The following is a 15,542-nucleotide window of genomic DNA, read 5'->3' as shown; positions in this document are numbered from 1 at the left end:
TTGACGATGATCTCCAGCCCTGCCCGCGTGGAACCGCGCGGCGCGACCTTGCCTGTGGCGGCGACGGCCGCGGCTTTGCTGTGGTTCGGGATCGCGGCGCTTGCGACGCCGTTCGATCATGATGAGAGCCAATATATAGCAGGCGCATGGTTCAGCTCGCACCTGCTGATCTATCGCGACTTCCTGTACCTGCAACCGCCGCTTCATGCCTGGCTGTTCGCGCCCCTGGCCCTCGGTTTCCCGGGCAGGATGCTGGTCGCCATGCGGCTCGCCACGGCGGCCTGCGCCCTGATCACGCTGCTGCTGCTCCATTTCGCGCAACGGCGCGCGGGCATATCGCGCGCCAGCGCGGCCCTTGCGACTGCCTTCATCGCCGCGACCGCCGCCTTTCAGTTCACCGCGAGCGTGACCCGCAACGACATGCTGCCCACCATGCTGGCCACATTGGCGATGCTTCTTTCGGTGATTGCACTGCAAGCCGGTGGGCGACGCCATTGGTTTGGAGCGGGGCTGTTCTTCGGGCTGGCCGTCGCCGCCAAGCTCAATTTCATCCCATTGGGGGCGGCGGTCGGCGGCTTTGCATTGCTGGCCCGCCCGCGCCATGCCGTCTGGCTGGCCCTTGGCGCGCTGGCGGGGCTTGCGCCCATGCTCGTCGCCAGCGCCCTTGCGCCGGCCGCCTTTTTCTATGGAGTCGTCACCTTTGCGGCAAGCGGCCCCTTTGCCTGGTATGCAGCCAATGGCGCGGGCGACGAACTGTCATGGGGCGAGAAGTTCGGGGATCTCGCCAAATATCTTTGGCGGGGGCCGGCGCTGCTCAGCCTGGCAGCCATCATCGCCCATGGATGGGCAAGTCGCGGCCGGGCCGGTCCGCCCGAAAGGCGCCTTGCCTGTTGGATGATCGGCGGCGGACTGATCGGGGCCGCGCTGCCGACGCCGTCCCAGCTTCAATATGTGATGCCGTTGCTGCCGCCGCTGGGCCTGGCGCTCGGCTTCATGCTGGACGACGCACGGGCCTGGCCCCGTCGCGCCCGTCCGGTCCTGATCGCATCGCTCTGCCTGTCCGCCGTGCCGGGGCTGCTGCCGGCGACCCGCCATGTCATCGCCATGGCGGGTCATGGATCGCCGATATTGGCGGCGAGCGACCATGCGCGCTGGGCCGGCGCGCAGGTGCGCAGGCTGACCGGCGACGACGAGATCGTCACCCTTTCGCCCCAGCAACTGGTCGACAGCGGGCTCAACATCGACCGGCGGTTCGCGCCGGGCCCCTTCGTGTACCGGACGGGATGGACGATGGAGGGCGCGGAAGCCCGGCGCATCCATGCCATGATACCGGCGACCCTGGCCGATCTGGACCGCGATCCGCCCGAGGCGATCCTGGTCGGATATGAAATGGGGACTCGCAAACTGCCGCTGCGGCCCGACGACAGCCTGATCGCCTATGCGAAGCGGCGCGCCTACCGGATGCTGGCCATGCCGGACGGCGTCGGAAAGCTCTATGTCCGCCCATCTCGCCGTTGACGGGCGGGCATATTGCGCTAAGCGACGGGCATGACTGAACGCTCCCCCCTCGCCCCCGCCGCTTTCCCCGACCTTCCGCCCGTGGCAGGCGTCACGGCTCGCGTAGCGCGGGCGCGATACAAGAATTGGGATCGCTGCGACCTCACCTATGTCGAGCTGAGCGAAGGCACGGCGGTCGCGGGCGTCACGACGCAGAGCAAATGCCCTTCCCCGGAAGTCGAATGGTGCCGGGACGCCATTCCGCTCGGTTCCGCACGGGCTCTGGTGGTGAATGCCGGCAATGCCAATGCCTTCACCGGGCACCGGGGCCGCGCGGCGGTGGAGGCGATTGCCGCCAAGGTCGCGAACCATCTGGACTGCCAGCCGTCGGACGTCTTCATCTCCTCCACCGGGGTGATCGGCGTTCCGCTGCCGGTGGACAAGGCAGAGGCGGGGCTGGAAGCCGCCTTTGCCGCCGCGCCCTGCGGCTGGGAGGATGCGGCGACCACCATCGGCACGACCGACACCTATGCCAAGGGCGCCCGCGCCTCCGCCATGATCGGCGGCGCGCGGGTCGAGCTTGTCGGGATCATCAAGGGGTCCGGCATGATCGCGCCCGACATGGCGACGATGCTGGGCTATATCTTCACCGACGCGGCCATCGAGCCCAAGCTGTTGCAGCAGATGCTGTCCGCCGCCAACCGGACGAGCTTTTCCTGCATCACCGTCGACAGCGACACCTCCACCAGCGATACGGTGCTGGCCTTCGCCACCGGCAAGGCGGGCAATGCGCCGCTCGCCTCCATGGAGGATGCCGGGGCGGACGCCTTCGCGGCCGCCTTGGACGATCTCTGCCGCCAGCTTGCGCATCTGGTGGTGCGCGACGGGGAAGGCGCGACGAAATTCGTCGAGATCGCCGTCGAGGGCGCGGAAAGCGACGCCAGCGCGCATCGCATCGCCCTTTCCATCGCCAACTCGCCGCTGGTGAAGACCGCCATTGCGGGTGAGGACGCCAATTGGGGCCGCGTGGTCATGGCGATCGGCAAGGCGGGAGAGCCTGCGGATCGCGACAGGCTTTCCATCCGTTTCGGCGCGACCCAGGTGGCGTCGGGCGGTCTGGCGGTCGAGGGCTATGACGAGGCGCCGGTGGCCGCGCATCTCAAGGGGCAGGACATAGCGATCGGCGTCGATCTGGGGCTGGGCGACGGCCGGGCGACGGTTTGGACCTGCGACCTGACCCATGGCTATATTTCGATCAACGCGGATTATCGCAGTTGAGAAAAGGACGGCCCTGATGCCGACGGAATTGCATGAACCGGTCGTGGCGCTGATGCGCGAGGTGGGGCGGGACGTGGTCATGCCGCGCTACCGCAACCTCGCCAGCCATGAGATCAGCGAGAAGGCGGCCGACGATTTCGTCACCATCGCGGACAGGGAAAGCGAAATCCGGCTGGCGGAAGGATTGGCGGCGATCCTGCCGGAAGCCGGCATCATCGGGGAGGAAGCCTGCGCCGCCGACCCCGCCATATTGGACCGTGCCGGCGAAGGGCTGAACTGGATCATCGACCCGATCGACGGGACCGGGAATTTCGCCGCCGGAAGGCCGCCCTTCGGCATCATGGTCGCGCTGGCGGACGCAGGAACGATCCTGGCCGGGTGGATATTGGACCCACTGACCGGACGCCTGTGCCACGCCATATTGGGCGCCGGCAGCCATATCGACGGGGAGCAGGTCTATGCGCGGGAGAGCGGCGAACCGCTGCCGATCGCGGCGCTTGCCGTCTATTTCATGACGGAGGAGGAGCGCGCCGACGTCAGACGCCGGTCGGAGGCCATTTTCCGGCTGGTGGATATTCCCCGCTGCGCCGCCGAGCAATATCCGCGCCTGGTGCTGGGACAGAATGACCTGTCGGTCTTTGCCCGCACCCTGCCCTGGGATCATGCGGCGGGAACGCTGTTCGTGAACGAAGCGGGCGGCCTGTGCCAGCGGCTGGACGGATCGCCTTATGTCGTGGGCGATTTGCGGCGCGGGCTGCTGGGGGCTTCATCCCCGCGCCTCTGGGATCTGGCGGCGGACCGGTTGTTCCGCTGAAGAAGGGAAGGATGGACATGCTGACGATCTGGGGACGCCCGAACTCGCATAATGTGAAGAAGGTCGCCTGGTTCGCCGGTGAAATCGGCCTGCCCTATGTCCGGCACGATGTCGGCGGTCAGTTCGGGATGAGCGACGCCTATGTCGCGATGAACCCCAACCGGCTGGTCCCGACGATCCAGGACGGCGACATGGTGCTGTGGGAATCCAATGCGATCCTGCGCTATCTGGCGGCACGCCATGCCCCGGAAGGCATGTGGCCCACCGATCCAGCGATACGGGCCCAGGGCGACAAATGGATGGACTGGCAGTTCAGCTTTGCCGATGCGCAGCGGGGCGCCTTTCTGAACCTCGTCCGCAGGAAAGTGGAAGATCGCGACATGGAGGCGGTGGCTGAGTCGGCGCGGCAATCGGGAGAGGCGATGCTGATCCTCGACCGCGCCCTGGCTGGGCAGCGCTGGCTGTCGGGCGAAAGCTTCGGCATCGCGGACGTGCCGATGGGCGTCTATGCGCACAGCTTCTTCACGCTGGACATGGAACGGCCGGACGTGCCCCATGTGCGGGACTGGTATGACAGGCTGCGCGAAAGACCCGCCTATGCCGGGACGGTCATGATCCCGCTGACTTGAGGCAAAATGCCCCTGCCTTTGCAGGGGCACCTTGCGGGCAGGCTATCAAAGAACGCTTTCGATCCAGCCCTTGAGCGCGCTCTTGGGCGCGGCGCCGACCTTGGTGGCGGCGGCTTCACCATTTTTGAAGAGGATCATCGTCGGAATGCCGCGCACGCCATAGCGGCCGGGCGCATCGGGATTTTCGTCGATATTGATCTTCGCGATGGTGACCTTGTCAGCCAGTTCGTCCGAAATCTCTTCCAGCGCGGGGCCGATCATCTTGCACGGACCGCACCATTCCGCCCAGAAATCGACGAGCACGGGCTTGTCCGCGTTGATGACGTCCTGCTGGAAGCTGAGGTCGGTGACTGCCTTGGTAGCCATTTTGGGTATCTCCTTCGGTTGCCGGATATTTAGGATGGCGACGCATCCGCCTCAACGGTCGGAAGCGGCAAATTCTCCTGCGCGGGCGGAAAGCCGGGCTTGTGCCGCTCCAACAGTTCCGGCGGCAGGGTGATCAGCCTCGGCGCGGATGTGTAGAGCAGGCCGGCCTCTATCCTGCGGCCCGGAAAGATCACCTGGAGCGCGGCGGCATAGGCGGCCATCTGCCGCACATGGGCCAATGGCACCTCCTCCACCACCAGCGGCGATATGCGGCCGGTCTTGAAATCGACCAGTTGCACCACATCGTCACCGATGCGCAGCCGGTCGACCGTGCCGGCGATCACCGCCTCGCCCACCACGGCGGCGATGGGCGCTTCGGCCAGAGCATCGGGACCGAACAGCGGGGCAAATCGCGGGTCTTCGATCACCCGCAATGCCTGTTCCATGACGTCATGCCGCCGCGCCGGATCGCCAAGGCCCTGTTGCGCCAGCCAGTTGTCGGCGCGGGAGCGGCGGGCATCCGACGGCACATCGGCCAGCCTCTCGAACAGCCGGTGCAGCCAGCGGCCGCGTTCGGCCGCGTCCCGCATCGCGGGGGTCGGCGGCGGATAGGGCACATCGTCCTCCACCGCAGCGGAGGGCGCCAGAGGACGCGGAGGGCGCGCCTCGACAGGGGCGCGGCGGCGGAGCCAATCCGGTTCGTCATGCGCCGTCCGGTTTTGCGCAACAGCCGTCTCCAGGGGTCTGGCGGGCAGGATTTCGCTTCCACGCCAGCTCCGCCGCGCGCCCCAGAGCGGATCGGCCTCCCATTCCGCGTCCAGCGAAATGAGCGCCGCTTCAACGGCGGCATACCAGCTTTCGGGCTTGACCTCGCCCCTGGCGCGGGGACCGAGCGAGCCGGCGACGACCAGCCTTTCCTCCGCCCGGGTGAGGGCGACATAGAGCAGGCGCCAATGTTCGGCGCGCTCGACGGCGCTGGCCTCCTCGGCCACCTGGCCGATCGCCCCCTGCCTCTCCCCCTTGCGCGGCGCGATGATCGGCAAGCCGTTCCACTCCAGCGAATCGGCGCGATTGCCTGCGTCCGGATCGAGGCATGCGTCGGCCAGGATGACGATGGGCGCCTGCAGTCCCTTCGCCCCATGCACCGTCAGCAGGCGGAGCGAGTCGCCCTGCGCGGCGGCATCGCGCACGATCTCCACCTCGCCCCTGTCGAACCAGTCGATGAAGCGCTGGAGCGAGGGATGATCGTCATTCTCGAAGGCGAGCGCGGCATTCAGCAATTCCTCTATCGGATCGGCCGCTTCCGACCCCAGACGCTCGATCAGGCGGCGGCGGCCATCCACCGGGCCGGACAATATCGCCTCCAGATAACGATAGGGGGTGGTGAAGTCCGCCTGCGCCAGCAACTGCCGCAAGGGGTGCAGCAGTGCATCGTCCAACGTCGCTGTCAGATGCTGCCACAACCCCACCCGGCGGCCGATGAGGCGGGTCATCAGTTCATCCTGCGTCCAGCCGATCAGCGGCGACACCAGCAGCGCGGCCAGGTTCAGGTCATCCTCCGGCTGCACGGCGAAACGCAGTGCCGCGAGCAGGTCGCGCACGGCGAGCGGCGCGTTCAGGCGCAGGCGGTCGATGCCCGCCACCGCCACCTTCTCCTCATTGAGGCGCGCGACGATCAGCCGCGCCAGTTCGGACCGGCGGCGGACCAGGATCATGATGTCGCCCGCCGTCACGGGGCGGCCCCGGCTCTCCAGCATCAGCCCGTCATCGATCCACTGCCTGATCTGGCGCGCCATGGTCTGGGCCAGCACCCGCTCCTGATCGGCGGCCCAATCCTCCTCCCCCTCCGCATCGTCGGACAGGCCGGCGATGACGGGTTTCCAGAGCAGCACTTCGCCCGGAAAGCGGTTGGCGCTGATGTGCCGGACTTCGCCCGGCTCCAGGCCGAAGCGTTCGGCGCGCAGGGTCGCTATGGTGCGGTCGACCACATCCAGCACGGCCGGCGTCGAGCGGAAGCTGTGCTGAAGCGAGAGGTCGTGGAATATATGGCTTGCGTCCTCCGCATGGCGTTGGAAGACGATCTGCGCGGCGCGGAAGGCTTCGGGGCTCGTCCCCTGAAATCCGAAGATCGCCTGCTTGAAGTCGCCCACCGTGAAGATGGTGCGCACCCTGTCGCCCTTGGCGCCCTCGCCCGCGAAGAACTCCGCCGCCAGCGCGCCGACGATCTGCCATTGGCTGACATTGGTATCCTGCGCCTCGTCCACCAATATATGGTCGATTTGCTGGTCGAGCTTGTAGCGAATCCAGTCGGCAATGCCCGGCTGGGACAGAAGTTGCGCCGTATTGGCGATCAGGTCGTCGAAATCCACGGCTCCTGCAAGGCGCTTGGCTTCCGCATAGGCCCGCGCATAGACGCGGCCGGCATGCAAAGCCCTGGCGAGCAGGGCGGCATAGGCTGCGCGGGTCCGAAGGCCCAGCAGCCCGGAACAGCATTCGTGCATCCGCGCAATCGCATCGCCATAGCCGTCCACCGAAGGCGCCCAGCCCCGGGCGGTCGAGATCGGCTCGCCGTCCGCCTTTGCCCAGACCGCGTGGAGGTCGGCCAGCGCAGCGGCCCGCCCCGCTGGATCGAGAGCCCGCCAGCGCGCGATCCTGTCGCAGCGTTCCAGCGCCCGTCCAGTGCCCCAGTCCGCATTGGCCTGCGCGATCCAGATGAGCGTGCGCATATCGAACAGCTCGTCCGCGCATCGTTCGGCAATATGCGCGTCGATGTCGCCTTCTGGCAGGTCCAGTTCCCGCAGCAGCCAGGGCGCGATGTCCTCCGGCAAGGCGTCCAGCGCGTCCAGCCGGGCCGCGCAGCGCAGCAGGAAATTCTCGGCCCCGCCCTCCCCCAGGCGCAGGCTCAGCGCCTGCAACGCCTCCATCAGGGCCTCGTCCCCCTGCTCCTGCGCGACCACCACCATGTCGGCCAGCGTCTGCCGCGCCAGCGTCGCCTGCTCGCGCTGGTCGAGCGGACGGAAACCGGGGGGCAGGCCGGCCTCCAAAGGGAAGGCCGTCAGCAACTGCTGGCAGAAGCCGTGGATCGTCTGGATGCGCAGCCCGCCGCCGGTTGATTCCAGCACCTCGGCAAAAAGGCGGCGGGCGCGGTCGCGGGCTTCCGGTCCGGACTCCTCGCCCAGCGCATCCAGATCGTGGAAAAGGTCGGCCTCGTCCATCAGCACCCAGGCGGCGAGTCGATCGTGCACGCGATCCGCCATTTCCGCCGCGCCCGCCTTGGTGAAGGTGAGGCAGAGGATATTTTCCGGCCGCACCCCCTGAAGCAGCAGGCGGAAGACGCGGGCGGTCAGCACATGGGTCTTGCCCGTGCCCGCCGATGCGGACAGCCACACATGCGCATCGGGCGCGGCGGCCTGCGCCTGCGCGCCCGCCAGCGGTTGTAGGGCGTTGTGCTTTCTAGCCATCGTCCCGGCCATACCATTCCTCCAGCCGCATGAGCTGGTCATAATCGCCATAATTGGCGACTTCCGGGTTCACCTGCGCATCGAAGGGCGCCGATCCGTTGAGCCAGGCGGCGGCGATTTCCTCGAACTGCGCATGAACCTGGGAGGTGAAGTCGGCGGTGACGATCTTATCCCGCTTGCCCAGCGGGTCGACGGGGCTTTCGCGATAGCCGAATGCGTCGCCCTTCTTCGCGAGCGACCAATATTCGAAACTGCCCGCCACGGGTGCGGAATCGGTGCCGGGGAAGCCGCCATGCTCCGCGATCAGGCCCAGCAGGCCGAGTTGCAGCGCATAGCCCGCCTTCACCTGCCGCGCGCTGGGCGGCTTGCCGGTCTTGTAGTCGACTATGCCCAGCCTCCCGTCCGGCAGCAGGTCGATGCGGTCGGCCTTTCCGGTCAGCGTCACCCCGGCAATCTCCGCCCGGCCCTCCGTTTCCACCGAAAGGATCTTCCGCCCGGCGGCAAGATCGCTCGCCACCTCCGCCGCTATCCATCGTATCGCTTCGATGAGGCGCGGTTGCCAGAGCGCCTTGAGCAAGGGATGGACGTCCGGCCGGTCGAACATCGCCCGCGCACGCGCTTCCAGATCGGCCAGATCGCCGTCGCCCTCCTCCGCCCATCGCTGGAGGATCTCATGCACGGCCGTGCCGCGCCAGGCGGGTCCGGCATCGGCGTCCACCGGGTCGAGCCGCGCCAGTCGCAGGATGCGCTTGGCGTAGAAGGCGTAGGGATCGGCCTTCAGCCGGTCGACGTCAGTGACCGGAATGACCTTCGGACGCACTGACGAAGGCGGCGCCGGCGCGGGCCGTCGGGCGGGCCTGTGCTCCTCCGCATGGTCGATCGCCTGCGCCAGAGCGGCATAGCGGTCGGCGCTCTTCCATTGCGGCCCCGCCATAGCCTTCAGCCGCAGCCAGAAGCGGGAGGCGACCGCCGGACCGCCCGCGCCGCGCCGGGCGCGCGTGATCAGCACCTGCGGCGCGCCAAGGGCGCTGGCGAAATCATGGGCGGCAAGGCCGATGCGGCTTTCCAGCCCGGGCAGCCCGATTTCCCGGCGGATGCGCGGGGCAAGCCATGGATCGGGGGCGGGCAGCCCCGGCCATGTGCCCTCGTTGAGGCCGCCCAATATCATGAGGTCGGTCTGCACCAGCCGCGCTTCGATCAGGCCGAGGATGCTGATCCGGGGGTGGCCGCCCTGCGGCGGGCGAACCGAAAGGCCGCCCAGAAGATGGTCGAACAGGGCAGGCAGCGCGCGTATGTCGGCCTGACGCGGCCCTTCGCTCGCCGCCTCCTCCATCTCCGCGAAAAGGTCGGCGGCGGCATGACCCTGATGCCCGGCCCAGACCGCATCATGGGAGAGACGGCCGGCATGTTCCCGGATGGCCGCCAACTGCCCGGCAAGGTCCGGCGCGGCCATGAAGGCCTGCTCCAGCGGTTCCAGCAGCGCGCGGGCTTCGTCCCACCACTGCCGCGTGCGGGCGCGCAAGGCGCTTTGCCGGTCTTCGCCCTCCCGTTCGGCCAGCAACAGGTCGATCCCATGGATGCCCGCCCGCGGCCTTGGTCCGCGCAGCAACAGGTCTAGCCCGCGCACGCCCTCCAGCCAGGCAAGCCGCCCTTCCCCCCGCATGACGAGCGGATGCTTGAGCAGGGTCAGCAGCGCGACGGGGGCAAAGCGCTCCGCCAGCGCCTCGGCCATGGCGATCAGCAGCGTTCCGGGCGGCAGGCGCGACAGCGGCTGCCCCGCCGAATCGTCCGCCTCCATGCCCCAGCGGCGCAGATGCGCGGACACGCGGGTCGCCAATTGCCGGTCAGGCGTCACCAGCGCGGCGGTGCGGCCCGGCGTCTCGACCGCTTCGCGCAGGGCGATGGCGATCGCCTGCGCCTCTTCGCCCGGCGTCGCGACTTCCAGCGCCTCCACCCCGGCGAGCGAACGGTCTGCGGTCCTGAGATCGCGCCAGCGGCTCGTCAGGCGCGGCGGCAGCATGGCGTTGGAGATGTTGCGCCCCCTGACGGCGCGGGCGTCATGCTCGCTGCCCCAGCGCCAGAGCGCCACATCGTCGCGCGTGACGCTCATCCGGTCGAGCAGGCGTTTCAGGGCATATTGGGGATGGGTCTCATGCCCCGCAGGCGCGCGGCCGGTCAGAGGGTCGGCATCGAAGGGGCCGATGGCGTCCCAGGCATCGCCGTCCATCTCCTGATCCAGACCGGCAAAGACCACCGCCCCCTGCGGCAGCATCGCGATCCGCCGGAGCAGCATGGCGACTGCCGGCGCCGTGGTGGACATGCCCGCCGCGATGACGAAGCCCTCCGGCGGCGCCTTGGTCCAACGCACCGCCATGCGGTCCAGCAGGCGATTGCGGCGGTCCGCGAGGTCGATGCACCCCAGCCGCGCCAACTCCTGCGGCCATTGCGCCAGCAACAGGCCGAACAGCCTTAGCGAGGTCTGCCAATGCTGCGACAGATCGTCCGACAGGCTGAGTTCCGCCAGCGCGCGCATGGGAACGCGCTCCACCTGCATCTGGTCGAGGATCGCGCCCAGCGCCTGGGCCAGCTTCAACGCCTGGCCCGCATCGACGGGGTGCGCCGATCCCTGTTGCACCATGCGCGCCAGGATCATCTGGCGGCGCATCGGCGCGATGGCGGGCGCTATGGGGTCATCCTCCCCCAACGGATCGAGCGCGCCGCCCACCTGCTCGCCCAGATCGGGATCGCCCAGCGCGACGAGGCGCGGCAACAGCAGGCCGCCGCCCGATTTTCGGACGAAGGCATCGCTGACCGATCGGATGGCGCGGTTGTTGGGCAGCAGGATCATGCCCTGCGCCAGCCGCATCGGATCATCGCCATGCCGGGCGAGGATGCCCGTCACCAGCGCGTCGGAAAAGGCGCGGTGCGCGGGTATGTTGAACAGCGCCGGGCGGGTGCGTTCACCCATGGGCCAACATCGACTCCACGACCGGAATGGCCTGCGGCGTGCCGACATCGAACCAAAGCCCCTGATGCGAGACGCCGTAGAGACGACCCGTTTCTATCGCCCGGTTCCAGAAGACATTGGTGGAAAAGACATCCGACGGCGGATCGACCAGCAGCGCGGGCGACATGATCTGGACGCCGGTGAAGACGAACGGCGCGACATGGGCGGTCTTGCGCCGTGTCAGCCGTCCGTTCGCGTCCATGTGAAAATCGCCCGGCCCCCGATGGCAATGGGCGCGTGCGAGCGGCACCAGCAGCAGCAGCGCGTCCATCCGGTCCGGGTTCCAGATCCTGCGCATCATGCCCAGCGTTTCCTGCGGGCCATCGATCCACAGATTGTCGCTATTGGCGCAGAAGAAGGGCGCGTCGCCCAACTGCTCCCTGGCGTGGATCAGCCCGCCGCCCGTTTCCAGCAGCTTCCTGCGTTCGTCCGAAATCGCGATCTGCATGCCTTCATTATGCGCGGCCAGATGCGCCTCGACCGTATCCGCCAGATAGTGGACATTGACGACCACCTTCCGGATGCCGCCAGCCGCCAGCCGGTCCAGCGCATGGTCCATCAGCGGCTTGCCGGCCACCTTGACCAGCGGCTTGGGGCGGGTGGCCGTCAACGGCCGCATGCGCTTGCCCAGTCCAGCCGCCATCAGCATCGCGGTGTCGATCATGCCGGGGCGTAATCCTCTAGCGCGTGGTGCCGCTTCCCGGCAGGGATATTGGCCGCGAACCATGCCGCCACGGGCGCCAGCGCCGGGTGGGCGAGGTCGCGTTCCAGCAAGTCCCACATGCGGGGCAGATAGGCGAGGTAACGCGGCTTTCCGTCGCGCTTCCACAGGCGGGTGAAGATGCCGATGATCTTCGCGTTGCGCTGCGCGCCCAGCACGGCATAGGCGGCGTCGAAGTCAGCCGGGGGATGGGCGATGGCGCGATAATGGTCGAGCATCGCCGCCTCCAGCGCGGGCGGCACGTCCCGGCGCGCATCCTGCAGCAGCGAGACGAGGTCATAGGCCGGATGCCCCGCCAGCGCATCCTGGAAGTCGAGCAGGCCCAGGCCATGCGACGCCGCCCGGTCGATCAGCATGATATTTTCCGCATGATAATCGCGCAGCACCGTGACGACCGGGCTGGACGACCGTTCGACCATCGGCAGCACGGCGTCCCATGCCGCGACATAGCCCGCCTCATCCACCGGCAGGCCGATGGCGGGACAATACCATTCGGTGAGCAGACCGGCCTCCCGCTGATAGACTGCACGGTCATAGGGCGGCACATTGCCGGCCGGCAGCCGATGCAGGGCGGCGAGCAGGTCCACGGCGCGGCGATAGACATCCCGTTCGGCTTCGGGCTGCTCCTCGACATGCTCCTTGACGCGCAGATCGCCGAAATCCTCGATCAGGACCAGCCCTTCGTCCAGGTCGCGCGCCAATATCCGGGGCGCGGCAAAGCCATTCTCCGTCAGATGCTCGGCAATGGCGATAAAGGGCCTCGGGTCCTCATGCGGCGGGGGAGCGTCCATCAGCACGGCGCGGCGAGGCCCGTCGATCACCCGGAAATAACGCCGGAAGGATGCATCGCCGGCGAGCGGCACGATGGCGGCCTGCCCCCACCCCGCCTGCGCGAGAAAGGCGGGAGCGGCGGCGGGCGGGATCATATCTGTGACCATCGCTCCGTCCAAGCGTCCGGCACGTCCGCTGTCAAGCGCCGAGCGCCGTCGGGTTCCATCGCGATGTGGAAGCGCAGGGCATCGGGCCATGCGCCCTCGCCCATCCGGTCGGGCCATTCGACGATCAGCAGGCTGTCCGTCAGATAGTCGTCGAGCGCCAGTTCCCCAGCCTCTTCAGGCCCGTCGAGCCGGTAGAGATCGACATGGGCGACGGGCAGCTTCACATCGGGAATGTCATAGGGCTGGACGATGGCGAAGCTGGGGCTTGGCGCTTCCTCCTCAAGCCCCAGTCCTTCCAATATCCCACGGGCAAGCGTCGTCTTGCCCACGCCCAGCCCGCCTTCCAGCGCAATGACGTCGCCGATGCGGGCCAGCGCGGCCAGCCGATGCCCGAATGCCAGCATGTCGGCCTCCCCGGCCAGCACGATCTCATCCTCAGCCACGGGGCAGCTCGATCACGACCATGGTCCCCTGCCCCGGCTCCGACACCAGTTCCAGCGTCCCGCCATGCGCCTGCGCCAATTGTCTGGCGAGTGGCAGGCCGATGCCTGCCTTGCTGCCGTTGCGCGCCTGCTCGGTCCGGGAAGACGCGTCGAAGATCGTCGCCTGTCGCCTGGCGCTGATGCCCGGGCCATTGTCCGATACGACGAGGCGTGCGGAGTCGCTCGTTCCATCGCCGTGCAGCAGCACCCGGCCGCCCCGGTTGCAATAGCGCACGGCATTTTCCAGCAGATGATCCAGCGCCTGACCGATCCGCCGCTTGTCGCCCTGCACCGTGCCAAGGCTCGATTGGAGCGACATGGCAAGGTCGATCCCCTTGCCCGTCGCGTCCGCCTTGATCCGCGCCACGGCGTCCCGCGCTTCCGCCGCCAGATCGACATCTGCCTTTTCGATGGGCAGCATCCCCGCCTCGCCCTGCGTCAGGTCCAGCACATTGTCGATCAGCATGGAAAGGCGGTTGGTGCTTTGCAGGATGCCGTCGACATATTCCCGGGCGGAAGTGCTCAGTTCGCCCGCATAGCCCGCGCTCATCATCTCCGCGAAACCGGCGATGGTGGTGAGCGGCGTGCGCAGTTCGTAGCTCATATTGGTGACGAACGCGGTCTTCACCTTGTCGGCCTGCTCCAGCGCGTCGTTGCGGTCGCGCAGCACCTGTTCCACGCGGCGGCTGTCCGTGACGTCGAGCATGGTGAACAGCGCATTGCCGTCGGGCAGCGGGATCGCGGCGAATTCGAAGATGCGTCCGTCCGCAAAGCCGACATGGCCGACGCGCTGCTTGCGCTCCACCGTGGCGGCGCGCACCAGTTCGCGGACGAGGTTCGCCTGCTGCGGCTTGGCGAGGCGCGACTGGACGGCGCGCATCAGTTCGTCGATCCGGGGATGCCTGGCCAGCAAATCCTCCGGCACGTCCCAGATCGACCGGAAACGGCTGTTCCAAAGGTGCAGGCGTCCGTCCGAGGAAAAGACGCCGATCGATTCGAACAGATTGTCGAAGGTCGCGGTACGGACGCGGAGCAGGGTGTCGCGGGCGCTCGACAACTGGACCTGCTCCGTCCGGTCCTCGAAGATCAGCAGCAGCCCGCCATCGGGCAGCGGCTGCGCATAGACGCGCAAATGGGTGCCGTCCGCCAGCAGCCAATTTTCCTCCCGCGGGTCGGGCGAGAGGAACCAGTCGCGCCTTTCCGCGCGCCATGCCGGAAAATCCCTGTTCTCGGGCAATCTTCGTGCTTCACGCATCTGGTCCAGAACCCGCTCGAACGGCGGATTGTCGGCCAGCCGCTCCTGATCCAGCCCGAACAGGCTCATGAAGGGCTGGTTCCAGAAGCGCAGCGCCCGGTCCGACCCGAAACGCGCCACGCCCGCGGACAGGCGATCCAGCAGGTCGCGTTGCGCCGCCTCCAGCCGCCGATGTTCGACGCGCGCCTGTTCCAGCTCATTCTGGTCCATGGCGAAACCGGCGACGCCTGCCCCGCCGAGGGGAACATCGACCACGCGCATGGTCCGCCTTTCGCCGTCGATGGTCGCGGGAACCATGCGCTCCACCGGCGCGCCGTCGGCAAGGGTCTGCGCGGCGGCCGCCTGCGGCGTCAATCCGCCGACCGTCTCGACCAGTTCGGTGCCGTTGGCGATGACCTCTCGAGCGTTCTCTCCGTCCACAGCACGGACATAGGCCGTGTTGACCAGGCTGAGCCGCATGTCCGCCGTGCGGTGCCACATGGGAAAGGGCGCCGCTTCCACCAGGCCTGCCAGCGCTTCCAGCGCTTCCCGAAGCTGTTCCACCCTGCCCTTCAGGGTCTGGATTTCCGACTGGCTGTCGGTCGCGTCGAATATCCAGAGGACAACGCCGCCGCTTTCGGCCAGCACCGGCCCGGCGGGCGCGCCGCGAACCAGCAGCAGGCGAGACGAATCGACGCCCCGCACCGGCAGCGCGAAGCTGCGCCCCGCGCGCTGGGCCGCCTCGATCTCCCGAGCCAGCGCGGCGGCATCATCGGGTTCCAGGCCGCCGTCGGGCGCGGTCAGTTCGGACACGAAAGTCGGCACCCGATCCTTGCCCAGCCATTTGGCGAGGCGGTCTGCCGCCTCCAGCCGCCCGTCGGGATGAATGACGATGGGCGCCGCGGGCGCGGAGGCGAGCAGGACCGACAGCCGGTCGAGCTTTCCCTGCGCCTGCATGCCTTCGCGGCGCCGGCGCTGGCCGCTCGACAGCGCCCAGACCGCCGCACCGAGCCAGAGGGCCAGGACGACGCCCAGTATCACGGCAGCAAGAGGGGTCAACGCCATTAAACCTGCTTCGCCCTCATCGCCGAATGTCTGCCCCCGTCCTTGGTTCT

At 68.0% G+C, this 15,542-nt stretch carries 11 protein-coding genes; 4 read left to right on the top strand and 7 right to left on the bottom strand.

Translation table 11 applies throughout. The features are described from left to right. Positions 1-6: 6 nt before the first annotated feature. The 4 genes from LDB29_RS06800 to LDB29_RS06785 are packed head-to-tail and all read left to right on the top strand — an operon-like array spanning position 7 to position 4,218. Positions 7-1,518 (top strand): glycosyltransferase family 39 protein, encoded by a 1,512-nt coding sequence (locus LDB29_RS06800; protein WP_025548944.1) that lies wholly within the window; start codon positions 7-9, stop codon positions 1,516-1,518. 30 nt (positions 1,519-1,548) lie between these two features. Continuing rightward, complete coding sequence (gene argJ, locus LDB29_RS06795) at positions 1,549-2,775, top strand: bifunctional glutamate N-acetyltransferase/amino-acid acetyltransferase ArgJ (RefSeq protein ID WP_025548945.1); 1,227 nt, start codon at positions 1,549-1,551, stop codon at positions 2,773-2,775. A gap of 16 nt (positions 2,776-2,791) precedes the next feature. Next, complete coding sequence (locus tag LDB29_RS06790) at positions 2,792-3,589, top strand: inositol monophosphatase family protein (RefSeq protein ID WP_025548947.1); 798 nt, start codon at positions 2,792-2,794, stop codon at positions 3,587-3,589. Between the two features lie 17 nt (positions 3,590-3,606). Further along, a complete protein-coding gene (locus tag LDB29_RS06785; RefSeq protein WP_025548948.1) occupies positions 3,607-4,218 on the top strand; it encodes a glutathione S-transferase family protein in 612 nt (203 codons plus the stop codon). A gap of 45 nt (positions 4,219-4,263) precedes the next feature. Here the strand turns inward: LDB29_RS06785 and trxA are convergent, their stop codons facing one another. From trxA to LDB29_RS06750, 7 genes are read right to left on the bottom strand one after another with little or no spacing between them, the layout of a single operon-like run. Further along, a complete protein-coding gene (trxA, locus tag LDB29_RS06780; protein WP_044662313.1) occupies positions 4,264-4,584 on the bottom strand; it encodes a thioredoxin TrxA in 321 nt (106 codons plus the stop codon). Between the two features lie 29 nt (positions 4,585-4,613). Further along, on the bottom strand, positions 4,614-8,057 hold the full coding sequence (gene addA / locus LDB29_RS06775) for a double-strand break repair helicase AddA (protein WP_257556671.1): 3,444 nt from the start codon (positions 8,055-8,057) through the stop codon (positions 4,614-4,616). After that, on the bottom strand, positions 8,038-11,013 hold the full coding sequence (gene addB, locus LDB29_RS06770) for a double-strand break repair protein AddB (protein WP_099185782.1): 2,976 nt from the start codon (positions 11,011-11,013) through the stop codon (positions 8,038-8,040). Before addB ends, addA begins: the two co-directional genes overlap by 20 nt. Then, positions 11,006-11,716: a nucleotidyltransferase family protein gene (locus tag LDB29_RS06765; RefSeq protein ID WP_025548951.1), complete on the bottom strand. Its 711-nt coding sequence runs from the start codon at positions 11,714-11,716 to the stop codon at positions 11,006-11,008. Before LDB29_RS06765 ends, addB begins: the two co-directional genes overlap by 8 nt. Then, complete coding sequence (locus LDB29_RS06760) at positions 11,713-12,699, bottom strand: aminoglycoside phosphotransferase family protein (protein ID WP_025548953.1); 987 nt, start codon at positions 12,697-12,699, stop codon at positions 11,713-11,715. Before LDB29_RS06760 ends, LDB29_RS06765 begins: the two co-directional genes overlap by 4 nt. After that, complete coding sequence (gene tsaE, locus LDB29_RS06755) at positions 12,696-13,154, bottom strand: tRNA (adenosine(37)-N6)-threonylcarbamoyltransferase complex ATPase subunit type 1 TsaE (protein WP_025548954.1); 459 nt, start codon at positions 13,152-13,154, stop codon at positions 12,696-12,698. Before tsaE ends, LDB29_RS06760 begins: the two co-directional genes overlap by 4 nt. After that, positions 13,147-15,492 (bottom strand): PAS domain-containing sensor histidine kinase, encoded by a 2,346-nt coding sequence (locus tag LDB29_RS06750; RefSeq protein ID WP_048578217.1) that lies wholly within the window; start codon positions 15,490-15,492, stop codon positions 13,147-13,149. Before LDB29_RS06750 ends, tsaE begins: the two co-directional genes overlap by 8 nt. Between the last annotated feature and the right edge of the window lie 50 nt (positions 15,493-15,542).

This window comes from Sphingobium sp. CFD-2, from assembly GCF_024611135.1.
Classification (GTDB): domain Bacteria; phylum Pseudomonadota; class Alphaproteobacteria; order Sphingomonadales; family Sphingomonadaceae; genus Sphingobium; species Sphingobium fuliginis.
The sequence above is the reverse complement of the archived record's forward strand: the minus strand, read 5'-3'. Positions and strand labels throughout refer to the sequence as shown.

Coding starts and splice junctions, on each gene's coding strand:
- LDB29_RS06800 (WP_025548944.1), top strand. CDS start 7: ATGATCTCCAGCCCTGCCCGCGTGGAACCGCGCGGCGCGACCTTGCCT.
- addB (WP_099185782.1), bottom strand. CDS start 11,013: ATGGGTGAACGCACCCGCCCGGCGCTGTTCAACATACCCGCGCACCGC.
- LDB29_RS06760 (WP_025548953.1), bottom strand. CDS start 12,699: ATGATCCCGCCCGCCGCCGCTCCCGCCTTTCTCGCGCAGGCGGGGTGG.
- addA (WP_257556671.1), bottom strand. CDS start 8,057: ATGGCCGGGACGATGGCTAGAAAGCACAACGCCCTACAACCGCTGGCG.
- trxA (WP_044662313.1), bottom strand. CDS start 4,584: ATGGCTACCAAGGCAGTCACCGACCTCAGCTTCCAGCAGGACGTCATC.
- LDB29_RS06750 (WP_048578217.1), bottom strand. CDS start 15,492: ATGGCGTTGACCCCTCTTGCTGCCGTGATACTGGGCGTCGTCCTGGCC.
- LDB29_RS06790 (WP_025548947.1), top strand. CDS start 2,792: ATGCCGACGGAATTGCATGAACCGGTCGTGGCGCTGATGCGCGAGGTG.
- LDB29_RS06765 (WP_025548951.1), bottom strand. CDS start 11,716: ATGATCGACACCGCGATGCTGATGGCGGCTGGACTGGGCAAGCGCATG.
- LDB29_RS06785 (WP_025548948.1), top strand. CDS start 3,607: ATGCTGACGATCTGGGGACGCCCGAACTCGCATAATGTGAAGAAGGTC.
- argJ (WP_025548945.1), top strand. CDS start 1,549: ATGACTGAACGCTCCCCCCTCGCCCCCGCCGCTTTCCCCGACCTTCCG.